Genomic DNA, 13,563 nt, shown 5'->3' on the forward strand with positions numbered 1-13,563 from the left:
ACTTCCTGGCGAGCTGTGGCGGGTCGTCCGGTTCGCCGCGTACGATAATCATGACGCATATTTGGGGTGCAGCTTGGCGCAATCGAAGTGGAGTATGAGGGATCAGAAAGCTTCTTGAAGGAAGAACTTCCCGCGCTGCTTTCGGCCGTATCTGATCTCTATCAAAAGTCGCAGGTTGAGCTGCCGTTGAACGTTTCGGATATTGAATCTACTCCCGATAGAGTTTTTTCTAATGGTGCTGCGAGCTATAACGCTGCGCCGGGAGGCATTAATGGCCACACAAGCGGCGGCACTCCCACTTCGACTATTGGAACAACCACCACGATCGCAGCGCGGTTGAAAGTCGAGTCCGGTCCCGAGCTTGTGCTTGCCGCTGCCGCGCGGCTGACGATGGCAGAGGGGCATTCGGTTTTCACCCGCAAGCAGCTGATCAACGAAATGAGAAGTGCGCATAGCTACTTCAAGGAAACCTACGTCAAAAACTTGTCGGGGTCGGTCCACCGTCTTCTCAAGGATAACAAGTTAAATGAACCGTCAAAGGGGAACTTGGCACTAACGGCATCTTGTAGGGCTGAACTGGAGGCGCGGCTTGCTGGACAATGACTCAATTAAAGAGCTATTCGCGCAAGCGAGTCTTTCTTCGAAGGATAAAATTCTTACTTGTTTAGCGCAGGAGCCGTTACAGCCTCGGAAAGTCGCTGAGATTCGAGAGCTGGCCATCTCGTTAGGTTTTCGCGCGGCAAGGAACTTGGACATCTCGAAGACCTTATCAAATGCGAAGGCATTTACGATTCGCACGGCAGGCGGGTGGGAGTTGACTACCGCAGGTAAGTCTCGAATTTCCGAGTTAACAGGGCTGCTGTTGCCACCGGTTACTACGCTGGTGGTATCGGGGCTTCGAAACCAACTACCGACAATTTCCAATGACTCAACGCGCTCCTTTGCCGAAGAGGCGGTGCGCGCTTTTGAAGCTAAGCTATACCGATCCGCGATAGTTCTTTCGTGGGTTGGCGCTGTCTCGGTTCTCTACGATCACGTATTGAAGAACTGCTTGGCCGAGTTCAACATGGAAGCGTTGCGAAGAGACCCCAAATGGAAAACGGCGAAGACAGAGGATGATCTTGCACGCATGAAAGAGCACGATTTCCTCCAGGTGCTCGCCGCGCTATCGGTGATCGGGAAGAACGTGAAGGACGAACTTGAAGTTTGTCTGAAATTGAGAAACGGCTGCGGACATCCCAACTCATTGATCGTTGGTGAATATAAAGCATCTGCACACGTAGAAACGCTAATTCAGAACGTCTTTTCGAAGCTCTAGGCGCGGCGCGTGGTGCAGTCGTCCGCCAGTCCTGTGAACTGTGAAGTCGAAACCGCAATGGCATTGAACTGCCGGGGTAGCTCAACGGGCATGAGCACGAATCAAGGGACGGGAAAACTCCCCTTCACAAACGCGCGTAGCTGCGTGCTGTCGGTTCGCGCATAGGTCGCGGTCGTCTGCACCGAGGCGTGACCCAACAGCGCCTGCGCCACCGGCAGCGGCACAAGGTGATCGACCACCAGCGTGCGCGCATAGCCGTGCCGCAGCCAGTGCGTGGAAGCGCCTTCAAGCGCCACGCGCATGGCACTGTCGTCGGGCGGCAGCCGCGCCGCGGCCAGCGCAAACACCGCGCGTACCTCGTCGTAGAGGCCGCTCGGCCCAGCGCGCGGCCACGTTCGCTGTGGATCAGCGGTAACTGTTCTCCGGGCGGCGGATCGTCGGGCAGTCCGCGCACCCGGCGGTAGGCACGCAGCGCCGGCAGGCAGGCCGACGGAAGCGGAACCGCGCGCACCTTGTTGCCCTTGCCGGTGACGTGCAGGGTCCACTGCCGGGCTTCATCGACCTCGATACGCGGCAGCGCGAGTGCCTCGTTCCACACCAGTTCGGCAAGCCGCACGCCGGCGAAGCGGTACAGCGCCCAGATGGCGCGGCGTCTCGTCCACACCGTTGACGGTACGTCGTCGGGCGTATCCCCAGTCGCGACGGCATCACAGTTCGCGAGTGCGGCGGCGGACAGGAACCGCACCGGCGTCCACGTCATGCGCGCGCGCCGTCCGGCGGCGAGTCCCTCGGCCGGATTGACGCTCAGATACCCCGTGCGCTGCCACCAGGCATAGAGGCTCGAGACCACGGCGAGCGCGCGCGACACGGTGGCCGGCGCCGCGCGTCGGGTCTTCCCGTCCCCGTGATGCCGTGGTGCCTGGATGGTGTCGCGGTACGCCATCAGGTCCCGGCGGGTGAGGTCCGAGAAGGGACCCAGGCGTTCGCGTGTGCACCAGGCGGCGAGCCGTCGCAGCTCGGTCACGTAGGCGCGTAGCGTGTGCGGTGAGTGCGAGGCCCGCTCCCTGAGGAAAAGCCGCACCGCCTGCGCGTCATCGGCCACGCCGAGGGTGTTGGTCAGCGCTACCGCATTCGCGAAGCGCCCGGCGCGCGCAAGCCACGCGGGCGCCACGCCGGCGGGCTGCAGCATGGCGTCTTCGCTGGCCGCGTGCCGGACCGCCAGGGGCCCGTCCGGTGCATCGTCGGCTGCCGTGAGGCGGAAGCGCCGGCGGTGCTGGCGCAGCACCCGCTCGAGCACCGTGGCGGCGGAAGGGGCCGAACTTTCTGGCTCGACGCGCAGGCGCCCGCGCTCCCAGTATTCCACCGCCGCGTCATGGTCGAGCAGCAGCGCGAACACGGCAGGGTGCTCACGTTTCGCGTCGGCGAGCGACGGGCAGCCGCGCTTGAGTGCCGTGAGCGTCCAGCGCACGTACACGGGGTGCCCGAGGGCGTGGGCGACGTATTCGATTGCCGCGTCGGTCAGCTCCGGCAGGCGCTGTGGCGGCCGGCAGCCGGCGTCGAGCCACCCTGACGCATGGAACAGATCGGCGGGGGGATGGGACGGCTTCATCGTGCCTTCCTCCGCGACGTGCCGGCGGCCACCGTTGTCGTCCGGGCGGTGGGAGCCGCAGTGCGCGCCGGCCGGCGCGCACCGGCAGCGAGCTTCTTCCCCGTCGCGGCGCCCACCAGCGCCAGGGTCTTGCGAAGCTGCTCCGCGAGCGTGGCGAGCGCCGTCGCCTCCGCGGCGGCCTGTTGTCGCGCGTTGTGTTCGTCCGAGAGTTCCGTCAGGAGGTACTCGCGGAGAGACTCGAGTGCGGCGAGCCGCTCGGCCGCGCGCGCGAGTTCCGCCTCGAGCCGCTGCCGTTCCGTCTGGAACGTTTCCCGCTGGTGGGCGGTTTCGCGCAGCAGCTGTTTCGCAAGGCCGTCGTAGCGGGCGCGCTCGGCGGCGAGTTCGCGCTCGTGCCGCTGCGCCGCGTCAGCGGTGGCCGTCTCGGTGGCGGTCAGCCGTGCCCGCAGCCGGGTGCAGGTAGATTCCAGCGCCTGGGCGCGTTCCTGCAGCGCCCGGCCTTCGAGCCGCAGGCCAAGCAGGTTGTCGTCACGCGTCGAGAGCTGCGCGCGCAGGTCGGCGAGTTCCGTGCGCAGCAGTTCCGTGCGCAGTTTGGCCTCGTGGCGCCAGCCCCGCCTGCACGACCTCCGCCTCGATGGCGTTCAGGTGCCGCGAGAGCGTGGCGGGGTCGCCGGCGCCCAGACGCGCGCGCAGCTTTCGCACCGAGACGATCTTGCGGAACCGCGCGTCGGACGCGGGGGCAGGGTCGCCCGCCTCGGCGAGCAGGGCGAGGACGGTGGCGCGGATGGCGTCGGGGGTGACGGCCGCGGTTGTTCTTGATCTACAGGGAGGCGGGTTTGGGGAGCCCAACCCCAAACCTTGGCGGGGCCGTGCGATTTGCGCCAGAGGACGTCTGCGCGCGCGTCCCCCAAGGGGCGCCCGCGTCCGCCCCTTTTTTCCACCGCTGCTCCCCCCTCGCTCCCCCGTTCAGGGGATGTTCCGCCCCCTTGTCCGGGCCGAAGATGACGTCATTCGGGATGTCACTGTCCAGTAGTAGTACGGCGAATCTGTGCCAGCCCGCCATCCACTTTCAGACTCAAGGAGAGATTGATGCAGGACGACGTGCAGAAAGCGGCGACTTCGGCCCATGCCTATCCGCTGTTGATCAAGCAACTGCTGCATACGCCATGCGTTCAGGCGCCGGACCAGGAGATCGTCTACCGCGGGCAGCTGCGGATGACCTATTCGACGCTTCGCGAGCGCATCGCGCGCCTCGCCAGCGGTCTGAAGGGGCTCGGTGTGCAGCATGGCACCACGGTCGCGGTGATGGACTGGGACAGCCATCGCTATCTGGAGTGCTACTTTGCCGTGCCGATGATGGGCGCCGTGCTGCAGACGGTGAATGTGCGTCTTTCGCCCGAAGAGATCGCGTACACGATCGACCATGCCGGCGCCGAAGTGCTGCTCGTGCATACCGACTTTCTGCCGGTCGTCGACTCGATCAAGGACAAGCTCCAGAACGTGCGCACCTTCGTCTATATCGACGAGCCGGACAGTGTGGCCGTCGCGCATTCGATCGACTTCGTGGCGCAATACGAAGCGATGCTGGCGCAAAGCGAAGTGCACTACGACTTTCCCGATTTCGACGAGAACACTCGCGCCACGACCTTCTACACGACGGGCACCACCGGCCTGCCGAAGGGCGTCTACTTTTCGCACCGTCAACTCGTGCTGCATACGCTCACACTGATGGCGGCCCTCGCGAGCCCCGTTTCCGGGCAGCGCTTCCATCGCGCCGACGTGTACATGCCGCTCACGCCGATGTTCCATGTGCACGCGTGGGGCATGCCCTACATTGCGACGGTCATGGGCGTGAAGCAGGTTTATCCGGGCCGCTATGTGCCGGACCGTCTGCTGGAGCTGGTACGCGACGAAGGCGTCACGTTCTCGCACTGCGTGAGCACGATTCTGCACATGCTGCTCAACAGCGGCGAGTCCGAGTCGGTCGACTTGAGCAAGTGGAAGATCGTGATTGGCGGCGGAGCGTTGCCGCTGGGACTGGCGCGCAAAGCGCTCGAACGCGGCATCGACATCTTCGCTGGCTACGGCATGTCCGAGACGGGCCCGGTGCTGAGTCTCGCACAACTGCCGACGGGCGGCGAGCCGCTCGATCTCGACGAGCAGGTGCGCTTGCGCTGCAAGACGGGCTTCCCGGTTCCGCTCGTCGATCTGCGCATCGTCGACGAGGAGATGGACGACCTTCCCCGCGATGGCAAGGCCAACGGCGAGATCGTCGTGCGCGCCCCCTGGCTCACGCAGGGCTACCTGAAGAATCCCGAGGCCTCGGAGCAGCTCTGGGCGGGCGGCTATCTGCATACGCAGGACATCGCCAATATCGACCCGACCGGCAATCTGCAGATTACCGACCGTATCAAGGATGTGATCAAGTCGGGCGGCGAGTGGGTGTCGTCACTCGAAATTGAAAGTCTGATTTCGCTGCATTCCGCGGCGGCCGAAGTGGCGGTCATCGGCATCAAGGACGAGAAGTGGGGCGAGCGCCCGGTGGCGCTCGTCGTGCTCAAACCCGGCGCCAAAGCGAGCGCGGACGACATCAAGCAGCACGTCATGACGTTCGCCACGTCAGGCCACATCTCGAAGTACGCAGTGCCGCAAATCGTCAAGTTCGTCGATGCCTTGAAGAAGACGAGCGTCGGGAAGATCGACAAGAAATGGCTGCGCGAGCAGTTCGCCTGACACGTCATTCACCAAGGAACAAAAAGGAGTATTCGCAATGAGCATCAAGGGATATAGCATCGCCACGATCGACGAATTCGTGGGCCGCGAGCTGGGCGTATCGGATTGGGTCGTCGTCGACCAGGCACGCATCGACGCGTTCGCGCACTGCACGGGCGACCGGCAATGGATTCACGTGGACGTCGAGCGCGCCAGACGCGAGAGCCCTTTTGGCGGCACAATCGCGCACGGCTATCTCACGCTTTCACTGTTGGCCGCGCTCGCCATGGAGATCGGCCTGATTCCGGAGGACGTGTCGGCGGGCCTGAACTATGGGCTGGATAAGGTGCGCTTCATGACGCCGGTAAAGGCAGGCGCCCGGGTGCGCAACCGCGTGACCCTGGTGTCGGTGGAGAAGAAGGGCGGCGGCCGAATCATCGTCAAGACGATGAACGAACTGCAGATCGAAGGTGAAGACAAGCCCGCGCTGGTCGCCGAGACCCTCGCGATGCTCGTGGCGTAAGCCGGGCGTTCAAGGACGCGCAATGCGTCGCATAAGGAGCAAGAAAATGTCGGAAACGGCGAAAGATAATTCGCATAACGAACTGATTGACGATATATCGGCGTCGGCAACGGAAGGCATGCTCGGGCCCAATCCGTTTGTCGGACTGCGGCCGTGCGATATCCTGGCCACGGCGCAGCAGATCGGCGCGCAGGCCGTGCGGCAGCCCGCGCTGCTGGTGGAACAGGAAGCGGCGCTCGTGCGTAATCTGCTCGCGGTGCTGGGCGGCAACGCGAAGAGCGCACCGCCCGCAGGCGACAAGCGTTTCGCAGACCCCGCGTGGCAGGACAACACCTGGTATCGCATGGCGCTGCAGGGCTATCTGGTGTGGCGCGACGCGCTGAGCGGTTTTGTCGATCGCTCGGCGCTGGACCCGAAGAGCAAGGAGCGCGCCCAATTCGTGATGTCGCTCTTCACCGATGCGCTTTCGCCCACGAACACGCTGCTCGGCAACCCGGCGGCGCTCAAGAAGGTGGTCGATTCGGGCGGTGCAAGCCTGATCGGCGGCCTGAAGAACGCCATGTTCGACATGCTGAAGAATCAGGGCATGCCCGCGCAGGTGGACAAGAGCGCCTTCGAAGTGGGCAAGAATCTCGGCACCTCGCCCGGCGCGGTGGTGTTTCGCAACGAAGTGCTGGAGCTGATTCAGTACAAGCCGGCCACGGAGCAGGTCTATGGCCGCCCGCAATTGATCGTGCCGCCGCAGATCAACAAGTTCTACGTGTTCGACCTCTCCGAAGGCAAGAGCATGGTCGACTACCTCGTGAAGAACGAGTTCCAGGTGTTCGCGGTGAGCTGGCGCAATCCCACGGCGGCGCAGAGCCACTGGGACATGGATACCTATGTCTCTGCGCTGCTGGAGGCCATCGAAGCGGTGCGCGACATCACCGGCAGCGAAGATGTGAACCTGCACGGCGCATGTTCCGGCGCGATGACGATCTCGGCGCTGCTCGGCCATCTCGCGAGCCGCGGCGAAAAGACGGTCAACGCGACCACGCTGATGGTCGCCGTGCTGGACAGCACCGCCGACTCGCAGCTAGGCCTCTTCTGCACGCCCGAAGCGATCGCGGCAGCCAAGCAGAACAGCCTCGCTCGCGGCGTGCTCGCAGGCGAAGAGATGGGGCGCGTGTTCGCGTGGATGCGGCCCAACGATCTGGTGTGGAATTACTGGGTGAACAATTACCTGCTGGGCAAGGCGCCGCCCGCGTTCGACATCCTCTACTGGAACAACGATACGACCCGCTTGCCCGCGCGCTTTCACGGCCAGCTGCTCGACATTTTCACGGGTAACCTGTTCAGCAAGCGCCACGCGCTCACGGTGCTCGGCACGCCTATCGATCTTTCCGAGGTCACGTGCGACACCTACGTGGTGGCAGGCATGACGGATCACATCACGCCGTGGAAGGGTGTTTACAACACGGCGCGTACGTTCGGCGGCAAGACACGCTTCGTGCTCAGCTCGAGCGGTCACATCCAGAGCCTGATCAACCCGCCGGGCAATCCGAAGGCAAAGTACTTCATGAACTCGGACCTGCCTGCGGATGCGGACACGTGGCTCGCAAGCGCCGCGCCCGAAAAGGATTCGTGGTGGGGCAACTGGCGCGAGTGGCTGGCAAGCCGTTCGGGCGAGCGCCGCAGCGCGCCGGCTTCGCTCGGCAATGAGCGTCACGCTGCGCTTGCCGACGCACCGGGAACGTACGTTACCGAAGCTTGATTTACGACCAATCGTTCAGAAGTTATTCATTGTTTTTTCAACGTAGTACTAATGGAGTTTCAATCATGGAATCCACCAATCCCACGAATCTTTTTGCCGAATACACGAAGGTCCTGGGCCAGTTCAAGCTGCCGGGCGTCGATGTGGCGGCCATTCTCGAATCGCGCCGCAAGGACATCGAGGCGCTGGCACAGGCCAACAGCGCGGCGCTCGCGGGCGTGCAATCGCTCGGTCTGAAGCAGGCTGAAATCCTGCGCACGACCATGACCGAGCTGCAGTCGCTCGTGGCGAAGCTGGGCGCGCAAGGCGTGGCGCCGGGCGCGAATACGGGCGAAGTCGTCCAGCAGGCGCTGCACAAGGCGCTCGTGGACATGCAGGAACTCGCGGATACGGCTTACCGTGCGCAGTCGGACAGCATCGCGGTCGTGACCAAGCGTGTGGCCGAGCACGTCGAGGAGCTCAAGGCGCTCCTGCAGCCGAAGAAGTAAGAGGGCGCGGCGATGCAAAACGCCGATGTTTCCAATGACGCAACCCGTGGCGAGACACCCGTGCAAGAGGTCGAGCAGATGAGAGCAGAGGCTTCCAGTCCCGATTCGAGCGGCGGCCCGGTCGGCTTGCAGATCCAGACCGTCGAGCTTGACGGTCAGGTCCTGCGCGTGGGCGTGCGGCACGGCAGCGACGCTTCCCCGCCGCTGCTCCTCTTCAACGGCATCGGCGCGAATCTCGAGCTGGTGGAGCCGTTCGTCGAGGCGCTGGGGGATGTGGGCGTCATCATCTTCGATGTGCCCGGTGTCGGCGGATCGCCCGTGCCGCTCGTGCCGTACCGCTTCTCGACGCTCTCCGTGCTCACGGACAAGCTCCTGACGCGGCTCGGCTACGACGGTCCGGTCGATGTGCTCGGGGTTTCGTGGGGCGGGGCGCTCGCCCAGCAGTTCGCGCGTCTTTACCCCACGCGTTGCCGCAGGCTCATTCTTGCGGCAACGTCGCCGGGCGTCATCATGGTCCCCGCGCGGCTCTCGGTGCTCGCCAAGATGATCGGGCCGCGCCGCTACACCGACCGCAGCTATATGAAGCAGGTGGGCGCGGAGATTTATGGCGGTGCCTACCGGCGCGACCCGAGGTTGCTGGAAGAGCATAGCCGCCATATCCATCCGCCGCGCGGGCGGGGCTACCTCTATCAGCTGCTGGCTGCGTCCGGCTGGACCAGCCTGCCGTGGCTCGGCGCGCTGCGTCAGCCCACGCTCGTGATGCACGGCAACGACGACCCCATCGTGCCGCTGACCAACGCGAAGATACTGGCGGCCCGCATCCGCAACTCGACGCTCTACGTGATCGACGACGGTCATCTGTTCCTGATCGCGCGTGCGAAGGAAGTCGCGCCTGTGGTGCGCCGTTTCCTGCGCGAGGAACTAGCGTGAACGGCGCAGTTAGCGACGACGTCAGCGCGCCGGCCGATGGCGCCGAAAGCCCGCTGAATGCGGCTGATCAGGCACTGGCGGCGCGCAAGGCGCTGCGTCTCAAACGCATGCAGCGCACCGCGACAGGTCTGCTCGCAGTCGTATTCGCGGTGTTGCTCGCATGCGTTTTCCTGGAGGCCAGATATCCGTGGCTTACCGGGCTTCCGTGGCTTAGGGCATTCGCGGAAGCCGGTACGGTGGGCGCCATCGCGGACTGGTATGCGGTGGTCGCGCTGTTCCGGCGGCCGTTTGGCCTGTCGGTTCCACATAGCGCGATCATTGCGCAAAACCAGCAGCGCATTGCGGAGAGCCTCGGCAAGTTCGTCGAGGCCAACTTTCTTGCGCCCGAACTCATCATTGGCCGGCTGAGCGGCCATAACGCCGCGCGCTCGCTCGCCGTATGGCTCGCCGAGCCGGCGCATAGCCGGGCGATCGGCGACGTGGTGGCCGATTCGCTGCCGCGTCTGCTAAGCGGCATCGACGACACACGCGTCGAACAATTCTTCGAGCGCGTGGCAACGCCGCAATTGCGCTCGCTCGACGTTTCTCGCGCTATCGGCGAGATTCTCAAGGTCCTGACCGAAGGCAATCATCATCAGCCGCTGCTGGACCGAGGGCTGGCAGGACTCGAGCAGTGGCTCGCAGCCAACGTGGACCTGATCAAGGCCAAGTTCAGCGAGGCTTCGAGATACACGCCCGCGCCGCTTGACGCGTATATCGTGAGGAAGTTCGTCGAGGGCATCGTCACGCTGCTGCACGAGGTGGCGGCGAGCCCGGAGCACGAGCTTCGACACCAGTTCGACGAAGCGGTGCGGGACCTGATCGTCCAGTTGCGGAGTTCGCCGGTGTACCGGCGCTTTGGCCGGTCATTGATGCGCGACTGTATCCGCCATTTCAGAAACGAGGCCTATGCGCAGCGCGTGCTGAGCCACGTGCGTGCGCGCGTAATCGCCGATGTCGAACGTGAGGATTCCATCGTGCGTAGCGCGCTGGCTGGCGTACTCGCAACGCTTGGCAAGAGCGTGAGCGAGGAGCGCGCGATCCAGCACAAGCTCAACGCGTGGTGGCTGGAGCTGGCGCGCGATCTGGTGGTGCGCTATCGCCACCAGCTCTCTGCGCTGATCACCGACGTCGTGAAGGGCTGGAACGCGCAGGAAGTCAGCGGCAAGATCGAGGCGGAGATAGGCCGCGATCTGCAATACGTGCGGATCAACGGCACACTGGTGGGCGGAATGGTCGGCGTGTTGCTGCATGGGCTCGCGCTCGTCATTGTGACGTGACGCGCCGCACGATTCAGACGCTCCCGACCAGCCCCAACGATTGCGCCCGCGCCACCGCCTGCGCGCGCTTGTCCACCGCGAGCTTCACGAAGATGCTCTTCACGTGCGACTTGACGGTCTCCGGCGCGATGCCGAGCGTGCGCGCGATTTCCTTGTTTGACTGGCCGTGCGCGATCAGTCCGATGATATCGCGCTCGCGCGCGCTGAGCGGCTCGCGCTCCGCGTTGCGCGTGCGGGTTTCGCCGAGCTGATACAGCGCGCGGCTGCCGTCCAGCAGGCGATCGACGTAGGCCAGCAGCGCCTTCGCGTGCGCGTCGCCACGCAGCGCTTCGCGCACCGCCTGTAGCAACGGCACGATCTGCGGCCCCTGATCGACGATGGATTGGTATAGCCCCGCGGGCGCTGCGGCCTTGAAGACTTCGCGAAAGGTCTCGACGGCCCGCGCGCTTTCGTTTGCGGCCATCCAGACGAGCGCGAGCACCGTGCGCAGGCGCAGCGCGAGATAGCAGCCGTGCCGGCACTCGATGGTTTGCAGCGTGGCGGTCAACGTGTCGGCGGCGTCTGGCGTGCGGCCCTGCGCCATCGCGAGATACGCGCGCGCGAGCCCACGGTACGTGGCGATCTCCGCGGCAGCGGACGTGGCGGCAGTGCTGGCCGAATCCGCAAGCCGATCGAGCTGCGCAACGCTGGCCGCGGCTTCCACGATGCGGCCTTCGGCGAGATTGAGCCGTGTGCGTTCGACGAGGGCGCCGGCGCTCAGGCGGTCCCATTTGCGCGCGTAGGCCAATGCCTGCGCCCGGTCGATCAACGCATAGGCCTGCACGGTGTCAGAACGCGCCCCGGCGGTGCGGATGAGCATCCGGTAGGCCATGAGGGCGCTGTCGAGCAACACGGCGGCGTCGATGACCGGCATCAGGTCGCTTACCAGCGCTTCGGCTTCGTCCAGCCGGCCTTGCTCGTAGCGCAGCTGCGCGATCATCGGCGCGACCTGCGCGACGGCGATGGACTTCGGACCGGCGTGCTGCTCCGCGAGCCGCATGGCTTCCTGGAAATAACGCTCTGCCAGCGGGAAGTGCAGTTGCTGCATCTCCACGTGGCCCAGCAGCGTGAGCCGGTAGACCGACGCGAACACGTTGCGCGAGTCTTCCTCGATCGAATACGGAACCCACGGCACCGCGTAGAGTGCTTCCAGGTTGCCCATTTTCCAGTGTGCGAAGCGCACGACGTTGGAGGCCACGTTGGCCGTCCAGACGTCGGTCGATGGCCGCTTGAGGCAGCCTTCGGCAAGCGCGAGGCAGGCGTGCGCGTCGTCCTGAAGGGCGGCCACGACAGAGCGGATCGCCTGGCATTCCCAACGAACTGAATCAGGATCGGCACTTGACGCGGCGTCTTTCTCGATCGTATCGAGCATGGCGAGCGCTTCGTCGAAGCGCATGGCGAGCGCCATTCCCCAGGCGATGGCGAGCGTGACCTTGATCTGCGAACGCATCAGATGCGCCGGGAACTGCCGCTGCCAGCCGAGCAGGGTAAGCAGATCACCTTTCGTGACCAGCGCCATTGCGCAGCGGCCGATCAGCGAGACCGCCTCTTCCGCATCTCCCGCAGCGATGGCATGCCTGACCGCGTCGGTCCATTGCGCCTCCTGCGCGTACCACTGGCATGCGCGGCGATGCAGGTCGGCGACCTCGTCGCGGTGCTGCGTCTGCAGGCGCCGGTGCAGGTATTCGCCCATCAGATGATGGAAGCGGAACCAGGTGCCGTCGAGATCCAGCGGTTCGAGCAGCAACTGGCGCGCGGCGATCGACTCCAGCATGGCCTGGCTCGTCCTGACGCCGGTGACCGCCTCGCACAGCGGCGCGCTCAGCCGCTCGAGTATCGAGGTGCGCAGCATAAACTCGACCATGCCGCCGGGCAGGCGCTTGACCATGTCCTCAAGATAGGCCGCAAAGGGGCGTGACGCGCCCGAGGCCGGCGCGACCTCCGCATCCGGCTTGTGTGCGGCGCGCGCCAGCACCGACGCGGAAATGCGCAATGCGGCGGCCCATCCCTCGGTGCGGGTAAACAGCGATTTGATGCTGGATGCATGCAGCTTGCCCGGGCACTCGTGCTCGACAAAGCTGCGCGTTTCGTCGAAGTCGAAGCGCAACGTGGAGGCGTCGAGCTCCAGCAGGCTGTTGCCGGCTCGCAGGCGGCCGAGCGGCAGCGGCGGGTCGGTGCGCGTGCAGATCACCACGTGCACATGCGAAGGCGCGTTTTCGACCAGAAACGACACCGCGTCGTGGACGGCCGGAAGGCTGATCAGATGGAAGTCGTCGAGGAAGATGCAGACTTCGTCGTCGACCTCGACGAGCTCGTTGATGAGCGTCGACACGATCGACTGCGCTGGCACGAGCGACGCCGCTGTCGTGAGCCCGATGGCCGACGCGCCGACACCGTCGCACGCCTGCTGCAGGGCCTGCGCGAGGTGATAGAGGAAGCGCGCGGGCTCGTCGTCTTCACTGTCGAGCGACAGCCACGCCACCAGTACGCCCTCCCTGCGCAAGCGTTCGAGCCAGGTCAGCGCGAGCGAGGTCTTGCCGAAGCCCGCTGGGGCCTTGATGACGGTGAGACGTTTGTTCTCGGCCTCGCCAGCGAGACAGACAAGGCGCGGACGGTCAATCAGGCCCGCGGGAAGCCGGGGCGGATAGATCTTCGTCGCGAGCAAAAGGGGAGGTCTGGCCGTGAACGCCCCTCCAGTCACCGCTCCTGACGCTTCGCTCACGTGCATGGGCTGCTCCGTGTCTGCGGGTTCGCCCCGGCTGCGTCCCCTTTTTTCTCGATCGGTCACCCCTGTATGGGGGATATTGCGCCGCGTCAGCCTGAGAGACCATGGCATCTAACGAAGCGGACGGAAAAATGATAGCCCAACCGCTAC

General features: G+C 64.7%; 11 protein-coding genes and 1 pseudogene. 8 read left to right on the plus strand and 4 right to left on the minus strand.

All coding sequences use genetic code 11. The features are described 5' to 3' along the window. Positions 1 to 114 precede the first annotated feature (114 nt). Positions 115 to 603, plus strand: coding sequence for a hypothetical protein (locus AB4Y44_RS08935; RefSeq protein WP_342920831.1), 489 nt, complete (start codon positions 115 to 117; stop codon positions 601 to 603). Beyond that, a complete protein-coding gene (locus tag AB4Y44_RS08940; RefSeq protein ID WP_342920830.1) occupies positions 590 to 1,318 on the plus strand; it encodes a hypothetical protein in 729 nt (242 codons plus the stop codon). The genes AB4Y44_RS08935 and AB4Y44_RS08940 overlap by 14 nt, the downstream gene beginning before the upstream one ends. Before the next feature lie 101 nt (positions 1,319 to 1,419). Here AB4Y44_RS08940 and AB4Y44_RS08945 read toward each other — a convergent pair whose 3' ends face one another. The 3 genes and pseudogenes from AB4Y44_RS08945 to AB4Y44_RS08955 form a co-directional block, all read right to left on the minus strand. Next, positions 1,420 to 1,620: a tyrosine-type recombinase/integrase gene (locus tag AB4Y44_RS08945; protein WP_368699267.1), complete on the minus strand. Its 201-nt coding sequence runs from the start codon at positions 1,618 to 1,620 to the stop codon at positions 1,420 to 1,422. A gap of 575 nt (positions 1,621 to 2,195) precedes the next feature. Continuing rightward, positions 2,196 to 2,927 (minus strand): annotated as a pseudogene (locus tag AB4Y44_RS08950) (integrase); the annotation flags it as partial. 525 nt (positions 2,928 to 3,452) lie between these two features. Next, positions 3,453 to 3,779 (minus strand): DNA-binding protein, encoded by a 327-nt coding sequence (locus AB4Y44_RS08955; RefSeq protein ID WP_368699268.1) that lies wholly within the window; start codon positions 3,777 to 3,779, stop codon positions 3,453 to 3,455. Between the two features lie 234 nt (positions 3,780 to 4,013). Between AB4Y44_RS08955 and AB4Y44_RS08960 the strand changes: the two genes are divergently transcribed. The 6 genes from AB4Y44_RS08960 (at position 4,014) to AB4Y44_RS08985 (ending at position 10,649) form a co-directional block, all read left to right on the plus strand. After that, a complete protein-coding gene (locus tag AB4Y44_RS08960) occupies positions 4,014 to 5,657 on the plus strand; it encodes a fatty acid--CoA ligase (RefSeq protein WP_342920826.1) in 1,644 nt (547 codons plus the stop codon). 37 nt (positions 5,658 to 5,694) lie between these two features. Further along, a complete protein-coding gene (locus AB4Y44_RS08965; protein ID WP_342920825.1) occupies positions 5,695 to 6,159 on the plus strand; it encodes a MaoC family dehydratase in 465 nt (154 codons plus the stop codon). Positions 6,160 to 6,205: 46 nt separating this feature from the next. Beyond that, the gene (locus AB4Y44_RS08970; protein WP_342920824.1) at positions 6,206 to 7,912 is read left to right on the plus strand and encodes an alpha/beta fold hydrolase; all 1,707 of its coding nucleotides are present in this window, start codon (positions 6,206 to 6,208) and stop codon (positions 7,910 to 7,912) included. A 65-nt stretch (positions 7,913 to 7,977) separates the two neighbouring features. Then, entirely contained in the window at positions 7,978 to 8,400 is a 423-nt protein-coding gene (gene phaP, locus AB4Y44_RS08975) for a TIGR01841 family phasin (protein ID WP_342920823.1), read from the plus strand. Between the two features lie 78 nt (positions 8,401 to 8,478). Beyond that, entirely contained in the window at positions 8,479 to 9,330 is an 852-nt protein-coding gene (gene phaZ, locus AB4Y44_RS08980; RefSeq protein ID WP_342920822.1) for a poly(3-hydroxyalkanoate) depolymerase, read from the plus strand. Continuing rightward, positions 9,327 to 10,649: a DUF445 domain-containing protein gene (locus tag AB4Y44_RS08985; protein WP_368699269.1), complete on the plus strand. Its 1,323-nt coding sequence runs from the start codon at positions 9,327 to 9,329 to the stop codon at positions 10,647 to 10,649. Before phaZ ends, AB4Y44_RS08985 begins: the two co-directional genes overlap by 4 nt. A gap of 13 nt (positions 10,650 to 10,662) precedes the next feature. Here the strand turns inward: AB4Y44_RS08985 and AB4Y44_RS08990 are convergent, their stop codons facing one another. Beyond that, the gene (locus AB4Y44_RS08990; RefSeq protein ID WP_368699270.1) at positions 10,663 to 13,416 is read right to left on the minus strand and encodes a LuxR C-terminal-related transcriptional regulator; all 2,754 of its coding nucleotides are present in this window, start codon (positions 13,414 to 13,416) and stop codon (positions 10,663 to 10,665) included. Positions 13,417 to 13,563: the final 147 nt, after the last annotated feature.

This window comes from Paraburkholderia sp. BR10937 (genome assembly GCF_040965695.1).
Taxonomy (GTDB): Bacteria; Pseudomonadota; Gammaproteobacteria; order Burkholderiales; family Burkholderiaceae; genus Paraburkholderia.